Genomic DNA, 14995 nt, shown 5'->3' on the forward strand with positions numbered 1-14995 from the left:
GTGTCGCACGGGAGGGGTCCTCTCGGGTGGGGAAGGACGTCGGTGGTGGGGCCTGACGGTGCGGTGGGGCGGACGTGCTGGTGGGGCCCCGTGGGTGGTGGAAGCGCGGTACCGGTCAGGCGCAGACCGCGCCGTTCAGGGTGAACCGGGCGGGGGCGTCGTTCGCGCCGGTCCGGCCGGCCTGGAAGCCGAAGCTCGTCGTGCCGCCGGGTGCGACGGCGCCGTTCCAGCCGAGGTCCTCGGCGGTGACGCCGGCCCCGCTCTGGGTCACGACGGCGTTCCAGGCGTTGGTGATCTTCTGGTCCGCGGGGAACGACCAGCCCAGCGACCAGCCCTGGAGGGCGGTGGGCCCGGTGTTCCTCAGGGTCACGGTGGCGGTGAACCCGCCGGCCCACGCGCTGTCGACGTGGTACGTGACCTGGCAGGCGGCCGGGGCCGGCTGGTCGTCGTCGACCTCGGTGGCCGTCAGGGCGGCACCGTCCGCGCCCGGGCCGGCCAGCGTGAGGACCGCGGTGCCGGCCGTCGTGTCGGCGTCCTGGGCGGCCGCCAGCGTCACGCTCTGCTCGGTGGACCAGTCGGCCGGGGTGAAGACCAGCGCCGCACCGGCGACGACCGTCAGGTCCGGGTCGCCGGAGGCGCGGGCCACCGTGACGCCCACGTTCGTGGCCGGCGCGGCCGACAGCCTGACCCGGACGGCGGCGGTGCCGCCCTCGGGGACGCCGACCGTGCCTGGGCTCACCAGGATCCGCGGCGCGGGCCGGGCGGGCGGGCCGTGCCGCTCCGCGGCGTAGGCGGCCAGCCAGGCGAGCGGCGCGTTCCAGTTGATCGCGACCTCGTTGGTGGAGTACGAGCCGATGTCGTCCAGGTAGCAGGTGGCCGGCTTGCAGCCCGCCAGCCGGGCCTGGGCGATCGGGTCCTGGATCCCGGCGTTCGGGCCGCCGGCGAAGGAGCCGTTCGGCGGGTGCGGCAGCGAGGCGTCGTTCTGGTGCGCCCAGAAGCGGTGGTGCTGGTTCGCCGAGGCCTGCTCGCCGTAGCCGGTGACGTAGGACCGGTTGAGCGCGTTGCGGCCGAGCAGGTAGTCCATGGCCTCCAACGCGCCCGCCCGGTAGCGCTCCTGGCCGGTGAGCTCGTGGGCGACCGCCATCACCACGGCGTTGTTGGCGACCTGGCTGTTGGAGCCCCACACGTACCCGTCCACGGGCAGCGGGACGGCGTAGCCCTGGCCGCCCGCCGTGGCGAGGTAGCGGTCGGCGGCCGAGGTGACCGAGGCGCGGACCCGGGCCAGGTCGGCGGCGGGCAGGCCGACGCCGGGGACGGTGGCCAGGGTGATCCGGCCGAGCGCCGCCGTGTCGGACCACGAGAAGCCGCCCGGCGCGAACACCTCGGAGGTGTGGAAGGCGGAGCCGGTCACCGCGTCGCGGTACTGCGCCTCGCCGGTGGTCGCGTACAGCTCGGCGGCGGCCCAGTAGAACTCGTCGCCGACCTGCGCGTCGTCGTAGGCGCCGCCGCCGGTGGTGTCGGAGGCCGGTGCGAGCATCGCCGGGTTCGCCCGGGCGGCCGTCCAGGCGCGGCGCGCGGAGTCCAGGCACCTGGCGGCGAAGGCGGCGTCGTAGCGGGCGTACACCCGGGCGCACTGGGCGCCGGTGGCGGCCAGGTTCAGGGTGGCGGCGGTCGACGGGCGGTGCAGCTCGCGCCGCTGGGCGTCCCGTTCGGGCCTGGTCGGCAGGTCGGTCCAGGCGGCGTCGTGGATCTTGTGGAAGGCCGTCCCGGCCAGCGGCCTCCCGTCCGGCACCTGCATCCGGAGCAGGAACTCCAGCTCCCAGCGGGCCTCGTCCAGCACGTCCGGCACGGCGTTGCCGCGCTCGGGCACCCGCAGGGTCGAGTCGCCCAGCGCCGCGTCCGTCCCGGCCCGCGCGGCCCGCTCGAAGGAGTTGACCAGCTGCCAGGTGGCGATGCCGCCGTTGACCACGTACTTGCCCTGGTCACCGGCGTCGTACCAGCCGCCGCGGACGTCCTGGGTGCCGTCGCAGACTCCCGCCTGGCAGGGCACCGCGACGTCGCCCTGGTTGGGCGCGACCCCGAGGTGGCCGGCCGGGCGGCCGTAGCCGGCGCCGGCCAGTGCCGGGTCGATAGCGATGCCGCTGCGCTGCTGGTAGAAGAAGGAGAGGCTGTCCGCGCGCAGGCCGTCGTAGAGGCCGGCCGAGATGTCGAACGGGTAGCCGGCCTGCCCGTTCACGACCAGGGTGAACCCGGTGCCCGTCCCGGTGTACGCGGAGAAGTCCACCAGGTGGGTCGGGTCGCCGGAGGCGGGGTCCGCGCCGTGCACGACGGTGCTGCCGGTGGCTGCCACCCGCCCCGCGGCGTCGCGCAGCTCCCAGCCGAGCGGGGCGGTCGCGGAGCTGACCACGGTGGCGCGCTTGGGCCCGTCGGGCAGGTAGCCCAGCTGGTTGACCCGGACGGCCGGGCCGGTGCCGGCGGCCTGGGCCGTGGCGGCCGTGGTGGCGGCGGCCGCGAGGGCCGGCGGGGCGGCCGTCGCGGCGCCGGCGAGCAGGACGGCGGCCAGCAGCGCCGGGGCGGAGCGGGAGCCGGCGCGCCGGGCGCGGGCGGGGGTGGTGACGGGAGGCACGGTGGGGGAGCCTTTCGTCGGGCGGAGGCGGGGTGCCTGCGAGGAGCGCCGCCCCGGGGCAGGGGGTACCAGCGGGGCGGCGCGGCTCCCGGGGGCGGGGTGGGTGGTGCCCCGCCCCCGGAGTACGACGGTCAGGAGGCGGTGCAGCTCAGCGTCGGCGCGGTGTTGCCGCCCGACCAGGTGCCCTGCAGCCCGAAGGTGGTCGAACCGCCCACCGCGAGCGTCCCGTTGTACGCCAGGCTGGCCGCGGTGACCGAGGCGCCGGACTGCTGCACGGTGGCGTTCCAGGACCCGGTCAGCTGCTGGCCGGACGGCCAGGTCCAGCCCACCTGCCAGGACTTGGTGGCCGCGGTCGCGGTCACCGTCACCGTCGCCGTGAAGCCGGTGCTCCACTGGTTGTCGACGTGCCAGCCGGCCGTGCACCCCGCGCCGCCGCCCGAGCCGCCCCCGGCGGTGGTGGCGCTGACGGCGGCCGAGGCCGCCGACACGTTCCCGGCGGCGTCCCGGGCCCGGACGGAGTACGAGTACGCCGTGGCGGCGGTCAGGCCGGTGTCGGTGTACGAGGTGCCGGCGGTCGTGCCCACCAGGGCGCCGCCGCGGTAGACGTCGTAGCCGGTGGCGGCGACGTTGTCGGTGGCGGCCGTCCAGGCCAGCGAGACCGTGGCGGCGGTGGTGCCGGTCGCGGCCAGGCCGGCCGGGGTGCTGGGCGCCTGGGTGTCCCCGCCGCCGCCGCCGCCCCCGCCGGCCGCGCCGAAGCCCGGGGCCTTGACGTCGGCCAGGTAGGCGTCCTTGGTGGTGTTGACGGTCGTCCAGTCGTCGTTCAGGATCCCGCCGGTGTCACCGGAGTTGGGGTTCCAGGACCAGAACGTCCAGCTGATGCTGTCGGCCCCGTACTGCGCGGTCGGCCGCAGGTACTGCACCAGCGCCTTCAGCCACCTCTGGTCGACGGTGGCCTGCAGGGTGGTGCCGAACTCGCCGACCCAGACGGGGGCGATGTTCTGGTTGAACAGGTAGCCCCAGTTCTTGTCCCACACGCCCGGCATGTTGGCGGGGAAGGACGGGTCGGAGAACCAGGTCTGCTGCGCCACGCTGGTCGCGTAGTCGTGCACCGAGTAGACCAGCCGGTTGGGCACGTTCAGCCGGACGGGGTACTGCGCGGCGCCCTGGAGGTTGCCGCCCCACCAGTACGAACTGCCGTTGAAGGACTGGTTGCCCTCGACGAAGACCAGCAGCTTGGGGTTGGCCGCCAGCACCGCGTTGCCGGCGCGTTCGGCGGCCAGCCGCCAGTCGACGGTGGTGTCGCCGCAGCCCCAGCAGGCCGGGTCGTGCGGCTCGTTGTGCAGGTCGATGCCGATCATCGCGGGCTTGCCCGTGTAGCGGGTGGCGAGCGCGGTGAGGTCGTTGATCCAGGTGGTCTCGGGGACGGCGGCCGTGTACCAGAGCGCGGACTGACCGGCGGAGTCCGGGCGGTGACGGTCCAGGATGACCTTGAGCCCGGTGGTCCCCGCGTAGTCGACGATCTTGTCCATCACCTGGAGTGAGTTCAGGCCCTGAAGGTCCGCGTTCATGCCACCCGAGGTGTTGACGCTGACCGGTGAGGTGCCCTTGAAGATGTCGTCGCTGTAGGGCAGCCGGATGGTGTTGTAGCCCAGCGTCTTCATCTGGTCGATCATGCTCTTGTAGTCCCGGGACCAGAGCCCGTGCGGGACGTAGTTGGCGGTCTCGAAGCCGAACCAGTTGATGCCCGCGATGCGGACCGGGCGGTTGCTCTCGTCGAGCAGTTGACGGCCGCTGGTGTGCCAGTAGCCGGAGCCGGCCGCGGTGGCATCGGCCGTGGTGGCGGCCGTGGCGGTGGTCGATGGCGCGGTGCCGGCGGCCTGTGCGGCCGGGACGGTGGCGATCAGTGCGGTTGACGCGAGGGCGACGGCCAGTAGGGCCTCGCGCAGGCGGCGTACGGGGTGGGGCACGTCGCTGTCCTCTCTGGGACGGTCCGGCCGGAGCCGCGGGGGAGCGCGTGGAGTGAGTGGGAGCGCTCCCACTTTCGACGTCCGAGGACGCCGTCGGTTCCTGCCGGAGGTGGGGGGTGGAGCCCGGTGGCGAACGCGGGCACGCCGAGTTGGCGGGGTCCAGTGAATCCATGGACGGTCGGGGCGTCAATAGCGAGTTCAGTATTCAATTCTTGAACGCGGTCGCCGGGTCCGGCCTCGGTAACCCGCCCGCCCCGTACGCCGGCTGACGGACCGTGGGCCCCGCCGTGCTGCCTGCGGCCCCCGCCGGGCGCCCGACGGCCCCGGGCACGGGAGCGGGCACGGGAGCGGGGGCGGCCCCGGGCACCGGAGCGAGGGCGGCCCGGACCGCGGACCGCCCCCGCTCGTACGCCGCTCGCCGGGCCGCCGGCCCGGGCCGGATCAGGCCAGCTGGGCCGCCTGCAGCCCTGCGTACGCCCCGCCGCTGCGCAGCAGTTCGGCGTGCGAGCCGATCTCGGCGATCCGGCCCTCGTCCATCACCACGATCCGGTCGGCGCCCTTGATGGTCGACAGCCGGTGCGCGACCACGAAGACCGTCCGCCCCCGCACCAGCCGGCCCAGCGCCTGCTGCACCAGTGCCTCGGAGCGGGAGTCCAGCGCCGAGGTGGCCTCGTCCAGCACCAGCACCCGGGGGTCGCGGATCAGCGCGCGGGCGATCGCCAGCCGCTGCTTCTGCCCGCCGGAGAGCCGCGCGCCGCGCTCGCCCACGACGGTGTCCAGGCCCTGCGGCAGCCGGTCGATGAACTCCAGCGCGTTGGCGTCCCGCAGCGCCGTCCGGACGGTCTCCTCGGTCACCGCGGGCATCCCGTACGTCACGTTCTCCCGGACGGTGCCCTCGAAGAGGATCGACTCCTGCGGCACCACCGACAGGAACTTGCGGTAGCTGCGCAGGTCCAGCGACTCCATGTCCTGGCCGTCCAGCAGGATCCGGCCCTCGGTCGGGCGCAGGAAGCCGATCACCAGGTTGAGCACCGTCGACTTGCCGGCGCCCGAACCGCCGACCAGGGCGACGGTCTCGCCGGGGCGCACGGTCAGGTCGAACCCGCCGACCGAGGGCCGGTCCGCCCCCTCGTACCGGTAGCCGACCCCGCGGAAGTCCACCCGGCCGCGGACCTGGCCGACCTCCGCCTTGCCGGAGTTGACCTCCAGGTCCGGGGCCTGCAGCACCTCGCCGGCCGAACGGACGGAGGCCAGCCCCTTGCCGATCACCGGGGTCAGGCTCATCAGGCTGGTCACCGAGCCGGTCAGGGTGGAGAAGTAGGCGCTGAGCATGACCACCTGGCCCGCGCTGACGTTCATCCAGCCGTAGTACGCGACCAGCGCGGATCCGGCCAGGCAGCTCACCCCGATGGCGTTCAGCAGGATCCAGGTCAGCGCGCCGAACCGGCCGTTCAGCAGGTCCAGCCGCAGGCCGGCGCTGAGCACCGTGCCGAGCGTCCGGTCGACCCGGCGCAGCGCGGTGCGCTCCAGCCCGTGCGCCCGGGTTATCGGGATCAGTGTCGTCATCTCGTTGATCCGGGAGGAGAGTTGCTCGACCTGGACCCGGAACGACTCGTTGTCGGAGCGCAGCCGCTCGCGCAGCCGGACCACCAGCAGCGCCGAGGCCGGCACGATGACCAGGAACACCGGCAGGAACACCGGCGCCTGCACGGCGAGCACCAGCACCCCGCCGGTCAGGGTGGCGATGGCGCCCAGCCCCATGTCGGCGGTCTGCTGGGTGGCGTTCTCGATTCCCTCGACGTCCCGCACCACCTTGGCCTGGAGCACACCGGCGCTGACCCGCGAGTGGTAGCCGATGGAGAGCTGCTGCATCCGGTGGCAGAGCGCCGACCGCAGCCGGGTGCCGGTGCGGCGGATGCTGCCGTGCATCCAGCGGACGTAGAGCAGGTGCAGCGGCAGGTTGAGCAGCAGGATCACCAGCAGGACGGCGGCGTTCCACCACAGCACCGAGATCGGCCGGTGCTGGACCACCACGTCGATGATGTTCGCGGTGATCAGCGGCAGCAGCCAGACCGGGGTGTGCTTGGCGAAGTAGGCGAGGACGGCGAGCAGCACCCGTCGCCGGTCGGGGTGGAACAGGTAGAGCAGGGTGCGGACGGGGTGTTCGCCGCGGTAGCGGTGGCTGAGCGGGCCTTCCGGCAACGCCATGTACGTCTCCTGGGGGCGGAGGTCGGTGCGGGGAGGGACGTGAGGGAGGCACCATCCTCGCAGCGCGGGCGCACGCCGCGACACTGCTTTTGGTGCCCGCCTCCGCGGCCCCGGGGCGGCCCGCTCCACCGCCGCTCCGCCGCCGGCCGGCGCGTCCGGGTGTCCCGCCCAGCGCCCGGGGACACCGGGCCCGCCCGGCGCCGCCGCTCCCACCGTGCGCCCGTTCGGCGGTCTAACGTGCAGCCTGTACCCGCCGGACACGACGAGAGGTCCTTCCGATGCCGGAATCGCACAGCATGCTGTTCGTCACCTTCGACGACCCGGCGGCCGTCCGCGCCGCCTACGACGAGGTCAGGGAACTGCACGGGGTGCGCCAGGCGGCGGTGCTGGAGCGCTCGGCGGACGGCATCCTCGACGTGCCGGAGAGCTGGGTGCACGGCGCCGGCACGCCGACCGTGGTGAGCGGGCTGCTCGGCGGCCTGGTCGGCCTGCTGGGCGGCCCGGTCGGGTTCTTCCTCGGCTGGACGGCCGGCACCGTGCTCGGCGGGGCGACCGAGTTCAAGCGCTTCCAGGACGCCGCCGAGGGGCTCACGGTCTTCAGCAGCGGCCTGGCCGAGGGCGAGTCGATGCTGATCGTGGACCTGCGGGAGGAGTCGCCGGACCCGGTCGACGCGATCGCCGGGCGGCACGGCGGACGCCTGGACCGCCGCCCGGCCGAGGAGGTGGAGGCCGAGGTCAGGGCGGCCCAGCGGACGGCGGAGGACGAGGTCCGCAAGGAGCAGGAGGACGCCGAGGGCTGACGCCGGCCGGACGGCCGGCCCGCGCCTCCGTGGCCGGGTCAGCCGGCCGGGCTCGCCTCCTCCTCGAACAGCCACCGCCCGCCCGGGCGGGCCGGCCGGGCGGTGACCACCCGCAGGACGGTCCGCTCCTCGTCCGGCTCGACCAGCACCACGCCGCGGGCGTGCAGTTCGTGGAGGCCGGCCCGGACGTCCTCGGCCCTGCCGGCGGGTGCCCCGAGCAGGCCGGCCAGCTCCGCCACCGGCAGGCCGACGGTGCCGCCGGCCCGGCGCAGCAGCAGTTCGCCCTCGTCCACCGCCAGGTCCAGCCAGAGCGCCTGCACCGGAACCTGGGGCCCGTACACCGGGCGGAGCCTGGCCAGGCGCCGCATCATGCCGACGGCCCCCGGGGTGATCAGCGGGTCGGCGGCGGCCTTGTCGGGGCTCATCCCGGGCGCGACCGTGATCCACTCCTCGTAGCCGGGCGGCCGGAGCTCCCGCAGCGAGTACTCGGCCGCGGCCCGCTCCCGGCGCGGCTTGCCGGTCTTCCTGCGTCCCATCCCGGGTGTCCTCTCGGCTCGTGCCCTGGCGGGCCTGCCCATTGAACACCCTCCGGATCCGGCCGCTCCCCCAGGGTCACGATTGGGGGCTCCCGGAGCCCCGGCGCGCGCCGGTGGGAACGATCGTGGGTGTACGACTCAGCCCTGCGGGTGATCATGAGGGCCGAACGGCCCTGAACGGGATTTCCGCAGGTTGCGCCTGGACACGCTGGTTGCCATCCGGCCCCGCCCACGAAAGGCACCCGATGGTCACCCTGTTCCTGCTCACCGCCCCGCTGCTGCTCGCCGTCGTCCTGGCCGGGTCCGGCCGCGGCCATCGGCGGGCCCGCCCGCCGGTGTACCGCCGACATAGCCGGGGCGCGGCCCGGCACGCGGCCCGGCGCCGGATCGAGGCCTGACCCAGCCGCTTCCCCCTCCGGGTGAGGTCGTGGCAGGCCACTCCTGAAGAAAGTTTCGGCCGGCCGGGTTTGCTCCCGGGAATCCGGGTCAGACGTCTGGTCGGGACGGCTCGTACACTCCCCCCGGGCGGGCCGCCCGCAGCGCAGCCCCGGACCTACCCCCCAGGTCCGGGGCTGCTGCACGCCCGCCGCCGGCCACGGCCGGCCGGTCCGTCCCCGCCCGGCGGCGCGCCCCGGGCGTCCCCCCGTCCGGGCCGGTCCGGATCCTGCCACCGGCCGGGATCCGTGCCCGGTCAGGACGCGTCGACGGTGATGACGATCTTGCCGCGGGTGTGCTTGCCGGCGAAGTCGGCCACCGCGTCGACGGCTCGGTCGAACGGGTAGCGGGCGCCCAGCTCGACCCGCAGCCGGCCGTCCGCCGCGCGGTGGGCGAGGTCCTCCAGGTCGCCGGGCGCCGGGTCGAAGGAGCCGATGTAGACCGGCGTCACCTCGCGCTCCAGCTCGGCCGGGCCGAACAGCGGGGAGACCAGCCGCCCGCCGGGCCGGGCGGCCTGCGCGGTGGCGGCCAGGCCCTCGCCCCGGTTGACCAGGTCCAGCACCACGTCGACGCCGCCGGGCACCAGCCGCAGGGTCTGCTCCACCACGTCCCCGGCGCGGTGGTCGACGGTGTCGGCGGCGCCGAGCCCCCGGACGTACCCGGCGTCGTCCGCCGAGGCGGTGGCGATCACCCGGGCCCCGAGGGCGGTGGCGAGCTGGACGGCGTACAGGCCGATGCCGCCGGTGGCGCCGATCACCAGCAGGCTCTCGTCCGCGCCCAGGCCGACCGCGCGGAGCAGGCAGACCGCCGTCATGCCGGACTCCGGGATCGCCGCGCCGTGCTCGGCGTCCAGGCCGGCGGGCCGCCGGGCGAGCCGCGGGCCGACCGTCGCCACGGTGTACTCGGCCACCGTGCCGCCGGAGGGGACGAAGGCGAGCACCTGGTCGCCGGGCGCGTATCCGGCGGCGTCGGGGCCGACCTCGGTCACCGTGCCGGCCACGTCCATCCCCACCACATGGGGGTGGTCGACCGGGTAGAAGTCCTTCATCGCGCCGGTGATCAGGGCGAGGTCGAGCGGATTGAGCGCCGCCGCGGAGACCTTGACCAGGACCTGGCCGGGGCCGGCGGCGGGCTTCGGCCGGTCGGCCAGGGAGATCCGGTCGAGCGGCTGGTACTCGGTCGAGACGAGGGCCTTCATGGCTGGCTCCTGACGGGGTGCGGGGGGAAGGGCCGGGCGGCCGCCACCGGCCTGTTGCCCGTACCTTTCTATGCCGCCGGCAGGGCCGGGACCCGGCGGGGAGCGGGGCGCGCCGCCGAATGGGGCACGGGGCCGCGCCCCGGCCCCCGCCGTCGCAGGGCCGGGCTCAGCCCGCGAAGTTCAGCGCGTAGAGCCTCCGGACGTCCGGCTCGGTCACGAAGTCCATCGGGACGGTGCCGAGCACCGCCGGGCCACCGCTCCGGCCGGCGGCGGAGGCGTAGCCGGCCACCCGGGGGTTGATCACGTCGGCGGCCGTGTGCGGCCAGAGCCCCCAGCCCGAACTCGACGTGAAGGTGAGGAAGAGCCGCTGCGGGTCGCCGGCGGCCCGGGCGGCGTCCAGGTGGGCGGTTACCTCGGGCCACTTGCGGGAGTCGAGTTCGAAGACGGTGCCGATCTGGTAGTCGTCCTCGATGTCCGTCAGCGGGCCGCCCCAGCGGATCCCCGGCAGGGCGGGGTGGTCGGCCAGCAGCACCACCCGGCCGCGGACCTCGTCGAGCCGGGGGACACCGTCCTCCGTCCGGAGGAGTCCGGGCCAACGGTCCCGGTAGCCGGCGAAGATCGCCCCGAACTCGGCGTCGGAGGCGGTCGAGTACTCCTGCCGGACGCGCATCAGCAGGGTCTCGCGCGGGTGCGCGGCGAGGAAGGCCCGGCAGGCGTTGAGCACGTCGCCGAAGAAGACCTGCTGGAACACCGGGCCGTGGTGGATCGCGAAGACGCCGTTGACCACCCGGCATCGGATGTCCAGGAACCGCACACCTGCGCTGAGTTGGGCGGCCAGCGGGAGCGTCTGGGTCTCGGTGAGGGCGCCGCCGTGGAGCGAGCAGGTGTCGTGCGTGCCGGGGACGGTCAGCCGCGCCAGCGGGGTCTGCCCGTCGAGGGCGCCCATCCAGTCCGCGCCGCCGGGCAGTGCGCCGGCGGCGGCCGCGGCGGTGCCCGGGCCGAGGCCCGCCAGCAGTCCCGCCGTGCCGGTGGCGAGCGCTCCGCGCGTGAAGACGCGCCTGGTCATCGTGCGGTCGGTCGGACTCACGGGCCACTACCTCCGGAGACGGTGGATTGTGGCATGGACATTATCGGTGGGGCGGGGCGTGCGGATAGACCCGTGCAGGAGGACGGAGGGTGGGGCGGGATGCCGGGCGGCGGGTGGGGCGCAGCCGGCGGGCGCCCGGCGCGGCTGCGGCCCGGGCGGCCGCCGGCCCTGGGTCCGGCCCGGGCCGGCCTCCGCCGCTACCGGCGGGTAGCTCCGGGCGGGTTCGAAGCCCTGCCCGGCGTGGCGCGGCGGCAGATGATGCCGGGTCCGCCGGGAGCCGCGATGATCGGAGCAGCCGCCGGGTCGGACCGGCGGCCCCGACGCGCCGGCGCCCAGCCGGCCGGGCCGGGAATCGGGCCGTGGCGACGGGCCGGGGCAGCCGCCCGCTCCCGCCGGCCGCGCCGCGCGAGGAGGACCTCCGCATGACCACTGCACGGGCCAAGAGCGCCGCGAAGAAGCCCGCCAAGACCGCGGCCAAGGGGCCGGCCAGGACCGCCGCGAAGAAGCCGGCGCCGGCGGCTCCCTCACCCGAACGGACCCTTACCCCCGAGGAGCGGGTGGCCCGCGGCAGAGCCGCCCGGGCGGCCTCGCCCCGCTCGGGTCACGGCCTGTTCGAGCCGCCGCCGGACCGCGAGGACCCGGTGGACATCCTGGAGCGGCAGTCGGCCGAGCGGGTGCCCGAACTGATCCCGATCCGCTACGGCCGGATGACCGAATCCCCGTTCCGCTTCTACCGGGGCGCCGCCGCTATCATGGCCGCCGACCTGGGCGGCACCCCCGACTCCCGGCTGCGCGCCCAACTCTGCGGGGACGCTCACCTGTTGAACTTCCGGTTGATGGCCTCGCCGGAGCGCCACCTGATCTTCGACATCAACGACTTCGACGAGACCCTGCCGGGCCCGTGGGAGTGGGACGTCAAGCGGCTGGCGACCAGCCTGGTGATCGCCGGCCGGGCGAACGACTTCAGCGACAAGGAGCGCGCCAAGATCGTGCGCGCCGCCGTCGGCTCCTACCGGGAGCGGATGCACATGTTCGCCGGGATGCGCCGGATCGACATCTGGTACGCCCAGGCCGACGTGGACCGGCTGCGCGAACTGGCCGCCGGACGGCTGGAGAAGGCCGGGCGCAAGAACCTGGAGAAGGCCGTGGCGAAGGCCCACGGCCGGGACAGCCTCCAGGCGTACGACCGGCTGACCGACCTGGTCGGCGGCCGGCGCCGGATCGCCCCGGACCCGCCGCTGCTGGTACCGGTGGGCGACCTGCTGGCGGGTGTCGAGCGGGACGCGCTGATGAGCGAGCTGGGCCGCATGGTCGAGAGCTACTCCCGCAGCCTCTCGTCCGACCGCAGGCACCTGCTCCAGCAGTACCGGCTGGTGGACGCGGCCCGCAAGGTGGTCGGCGTCGGCAGCGTCGGCACCCGCTGCTGGATCATCCTGATGCTCGGCCGGGACGACGAGGACCCGCTGTTCCTGCAGGCCAAGGAGGCGGGGCCGTCCGTGCTGGCCCCCTACGTGGGCGCGAGCGAGTACGACAACCAGGGCGAGCGGGTGGCCTCGGGGCAGCGGCTGATGCAGGCCGCCAGCGACATCTTCCTCGGCTGGGAGCGGACCACCGGCATCGACGGCCGGCAACGTGACTTCTACGTACGCCAGTTGCGTGACTGGAAGGGCATCGCGAAACCCGAACTGATGCCGCCGGGCGGTCTCCAGGCCTTCGGCGAACTGTGCGGTGGCACCCTGGCGCGCGCCCACGCGCGGTCCGGCGACCCGATCGCGATCGCGGCCTACCTCGGGCAGAGCGACGCCTTCGACCGCGCGCTGGTCGGCTTCGCCGAGAGCTACGCCGACCAGAACGAGCGCGATTTCCAGGCCCTGGTCGACGCGGTGGCCTCCGGCCGGGTGGTCGCGGAGCGGGAGCCCGAGCAGGACTGACGGGCCGCCCGGCGGCGGCCCCCGCCGCCGGGCCGGCTCAGTGCGCCGGCACCCGCTGGCTGGCCACCAGCTCCCGGTAGGGCGTGCAGCGCTCCAGCAGGGTGGGGTGGTCGCCCGCGTCCACCACGGTGCCCCCGGTCAGCATGATCACGTGGTGGGCGTGCTGGACGGTGGAGAGCCGGTGGGCGACCACGATCACCGCCCGGGTGGCCGCCAGGTCCTGCACGACGGCGCGGAACCGCTGCTCGTTCAGCCCGTCCAACTGGCTGGTCGGCTCGTCCAGCAGGACGATCTCGGCGTCCGAGAGCAGGGCGCGGGCCAGCGCCATCCGCTGGCGCTGGCCCCCGGACAGGTCCGACTCGCGGCCGAGCGGCGTGTCCAGGCCCTGCGGCAGCCGGGCGATGTCCTCGGTCAGGCCGACGGCGTCCAGCGCGGCCGCCAGCTCACCGTCACTGGCCCGGGTGGTCCGGCCGAGCTGCAGGTTCTCCCGGGCGGTGGCCTCCAGCAGGGTGAACGCCTGGTCCACGTAGGCGATCCGGGCGCGCAGCGCGTCCAGCGGCCACTGCCGGGTGTCGTGGCCGAGCACGCTGATCGAGCCGGAGGACGGCCGGATGAACCGGTCGATCAGCGAGAGCGTGGTGCTCTTCCCGGCCCCCGAGGGGCCCACCACCGCGGTCAGGCCGGTGCGGGCGGTGCTGAAGGAGATCCCGCGCAGGGCGGCGTCGCCGGCCCCGGCGTGGGTGTACGACACGGAGCTGAACACCACCGCGGGGGCGCCCGGCAGCGGGACCGGGGCGGTCCGCCCGGCGTCCTGGGGGTCGCTCTCCGGGGCCAGCGCCAGCAGCTCGTTGCAGCGGTCCCGGGCGGCCAGGCCGGACTGCAGCCGGCCGAAACCGGTCGCCAGCGTGCTGACCGAGGGCACCGTCTGCAGGAGGTAGAGCAGGAACGCGGCGAAGGCCGCCACCCCGAGGTCGCCGGCGGCCAGCCGGGCGCCGCCGGTCAGGATCACCGCGATCATCGCGAGCTGGTTTCCCAGCGTCAGCGCCGCCGGGATCAGCGCGCCGAGGCGGGCCCCCCGCAGCGAGATCGCCCGCAGCCGCTCCGCGTCCGCCGCCAGCGCCCGGGCGGCCACCGGCTCGGCCCGGTAGGCCTTGATGGTGGTGAGGGCCTCCAGGTCGGCGGTGAAGCGCTGGGCGATCCGCCCGACCGCGTTCTGCTGACCCGTGACGTTGTCCTTCAGCCGGCGCAGGATCAGCACCACCAGCACGGTCAGCACGGCCAGCGACAGGACGGTGACCAGGGTCAGGACCCAGTCGATCCAGACCATCACCAGCAGCGTGCAGGTGACGGTCAGCGCCGCCAGCGGCAGCTGGGTGGCGATCTCCACCACCTGGCGCAGGAGCAGGGCGTCCGAGGTGATCCGGGCGGCGAGGTCGCCGGTGCCCTGCGCGCGGACCACGGCCAGCGGCAGGCGCAGGGCGTGGTCCATGATGCGGATCCGCAGCCGGTAGGTCATCCGCTCGCCGATCCTGGCCAGCAGGAACCCGGACACCGCCGTGGTGAGGGCGCCGCCGACGGCCGCGACGCACATCATCGCGATGTCGGGGCCCAACGACCGGTGGGCGGAGAAGTCGTTGATGATCTTCTGGACGAGCAGCGGCAGCGCGAGGGCCGCCGCGGTGGCGCCCAGTGCGAGCAGCAGGGCGCAGGTGAGCCGGCCGGGGTCGGTGGTGAGTTCGCGGCGCAGCCGCACCTTGTCCGGCGCGGGGCCGGCGGTGCGAGCGGGCTGGTCGGCCACGGCAAACCTCTCTGACGGTGCGGTGCGGTGGGGTGCAGTGGTGTGCGGTCCGGTGCGACCGGCCGCCGGACGGCGGACCGGGCCGGAGCGGCGGTGTGCCGCGCCGGCCCGGTGGCCGGCCGGGCCCGTGAAGACGGCCCGGCCGGCTGCGCCGAGTCACCCGCCCCTGCGGGCGGGCACCCGGTTCAGAGGCAGATCAGCGTGCTGACGGTGCTGGTGCCACAGTTGAGGACGCTCAGCGAACTGGTGCTGGCGAGGGTGTCGTCGATCGGGGCCGCCTCGGTCTCGGGCAGCTCCATGGTCTGGAGGTCGAGGATCGCCATGACTGTCTCCTTCATCAAGAGGGTGGATCGCCCGGCCGGCGGCCGGGAGTCGGTGGGGGCGCGTCGGGCGCGCCCTGGGCGTTCGG

At 75.0% G+C, this 14995-nt stretch carries 11 protein-coding genes; 3 read left to right on the top strand and 8 right to left on the bottom strand.

Annotated features, from left to right (window positions below; translation table 11 throughout):
* Positions 1-115: 115 nt before the first annotated feature.
* The 3 genes from IE329_RS31025 to IE329_RS31035 form a co-directional block, all read right to left on the bottom strand.
* Positions 116-2626, bottom strand: a complete 2511-nt coding sequence (locus tag IE329_RS31025) for a glycoside hydrolase family 9 protein (RefSeq protein WP_190214337.1) — start codon at positions 2624-2626, stop codon at positions 116-118.
* Between the two features lie 131 nt (positions 2627-2757).
* On the bottom strand, positions 2758-4593 hold the full coding sequence (locus IE329_RS31030) for a cellulase family glycosylhydrolase (protein ID WP_190214338.1): 1836 nt from the start codon (positions 4591-4593) through the stop codon (positions 2758-2760).
* 441 nt (positions 4594-5034) lie between these two features.
* Positions 5035-6801 carry an ABC transporter ATP-binding protein gene (locus IE329_RS31035; RefSeq protein ID WP_190214339.1) on the bottom strand — a complete coding sequence of 589 codons (1767 nt, stop codon included), beginning with the start codon at positions 6799-6801 and terminating at the stop codon, positions 5035-5037.
* Between the two features lie 278 nt (positions 6802-7079).
* Between IE329_RS31035 and IE329_RS31040 the strand changes: the two genes are divergently transcribed.
* Complete coding sequence (locus IE329_RS31040) at positions 7080-7601, top strand: histidine kinase (RefSeq protein ID WP_190214340.1); 522 nt, start codon at positions 7080-7082, stop codon at positions 7599-7601.
* A gap of 38 nt (positions 7602-7639) precedes the next feature.
* On the opposite strand, the gene IE329_RS31045 is transcribed toward IE329_RS31040, so the two are convergent.
* The gene (locus tag IE329_RS31045) at positions 7640-8137 is read right to left on the bottom strand and encodes a hypothetical protein (RefSeq protein ID WP_190214341.1); all 498 of its coding nucleotides are present in this window, start codon (positions 8135-8137) and stop codon (positions 7640-7642) included.
* 245 nt (positions 8138-8382) lie between these two features.
* Here IE329_RS31045 and IE329_RS31050 point away from each other — a divergent pair, with 245 nt between their 5' ends.
* Positions 8383-8535, top strand: a complete 153-nt coding sequence (locus IE329_RS31050) for a hypothetical protein (protein WP_190214342.1) — start codon at positions 8383-8385, stop codon at positions 8533-8535.
* Positions 8536-8828: 293 nt separating this feature from the next.
* On the opposite strand, the gene IE329_RS31055 is transcribed toward IE329_RS31050, so the two are convergent.
* Both IE329_RS31055 and IE329_RS31060 read right to left on the bottom strand, forming a co-directional pair.
* On the bottom strand, positions 8829-9770 hold the full coding sequence (locus tag IE329_RS31055; protein WP_190214343.1) for an NADP-dependent oxidoreductase: 942 nt from the start codon (positions 9768-9770) through the stop codon (positions 8829-8831).
* Between the two features lie 166 nt (positions 9771-9936).
* Positions 9937-10857 (bottom strand): phosphatidylinositol-specific phospholipase C, encoded by a 921-nt coding sequence (locus tag IE329_RS31060; protein WP_190214344.1) that lies wholly within the window; start codon positions 10855-10857, stop codon positions 9937-9939.
* Positions 10858-11279: 422 nt separating this feature from the next.
* On the opposite strand from IE329_RS31060, the gene IE329_RS31065 reads away from it, so the two are divergent.
* A complete protein-coding gene (locus tag IE329_RS31065) occupies positions 11280-12788 on the top strand; it encodes a DUF2252 domain-containing protein (protein WP_190214345.1) in 1509 nt (502 codons plus the stop codon).
* A 37-nt stretch (positions 12789-12825) separates the two neighbouring features.
* On the opposite strand, the gene IE329_RS31070 is transcribed toward IE329_RS31065, so the two are convergent.
* Both IE329_RS31070 and IE329_RS31075 read right to left on the bottom strand, forming a co-directional pair.
* Entirely contained in the window at positions 12826-14586 is a 1761-nt protein-coding gene (locus IE329_RS31070) for an ABC transporter ATP-binding protein (RefSeq protein WP_190214346.1), read from the bottom strand.
* Positions 14587-14771: 185 nt separating this feature from the next.
* Positions 14772-14909, bottom strand: coding sequence for a SapB/AmfS family lanthipeptide (locus tag IE329_RS31075; protein WP_107452462.1), 138 nt, complete (start codon positions 14907-14909; stop codon positions 14772-14774).
* Between the last annotated feature and the right edge of the window lie 86 nt (positions 14910-14995).

This window comes from Kitasatospora indigofera (assembly GCF_014655955.1).
GTDB lineage: Bacteria > Actinomycetota > Actinomycetes > Streptomycetales > Streptomycetaceae > Kitasatospora > Kitasatospora indigofera.

What these genes read in the sequence shown, in the direction of transcription:
- IE329_RS31035 (WP_190214339.1), bottom strand. Translation starts at nt 6,801, where the DNA reads ATGGCGTTGCCGGAAGGCCCGCTCAGCCACCGCTACCGCGGCGAACAC.
- IE329_RS31040 (WP_190214340.1), top strand. Translation starts at nt 7,080, where the DNA reads ATGCCGGAATCGCACAGCATGCTGTTCGTCACCTTCGACGACCCGGCG.
- IE329_RS31045 (WP_190214341.1), bottom strand. Translation starts at nt 8,137, where the DNA reads ATGGGACGCAGGAAGACCGGCAAGCCGCGCCGGGAGCGGGCCGCGGCC.
- IE329_RS31050 (WP_190214342.1), top strand. Translation starts at nt 8,383, where the DNA reads ATGGTCACCCTGTTCCTGCTCACCGCCCCGCTGCTGCTCGCCGTCGTC.
- IE329_RS31055 (WP_190214343.1), bottom strand. Translation starts at nt 9,770, where the DNA reads ATGAAGGCCCTCGTCTCGACCGAGTACCAGCCGCTCGACCGGATCTCC.
- IE329_RS31065 (WP_190214345.1), top strand. Translation starts at nt 11,280, where the DNA reads ATGACCACTGCACGGGCCAAGAGCGCCGCGAAGAAGCCCGCCAAGACC.
- IE329_RS31075 (WP_107452462.1), bottom strand. Translation starts at nt 14,909, where the DNA reads ATGGCGATCCTCGACCTCCAGACCATGGAGCTGCCCGAGACCGAGGCG.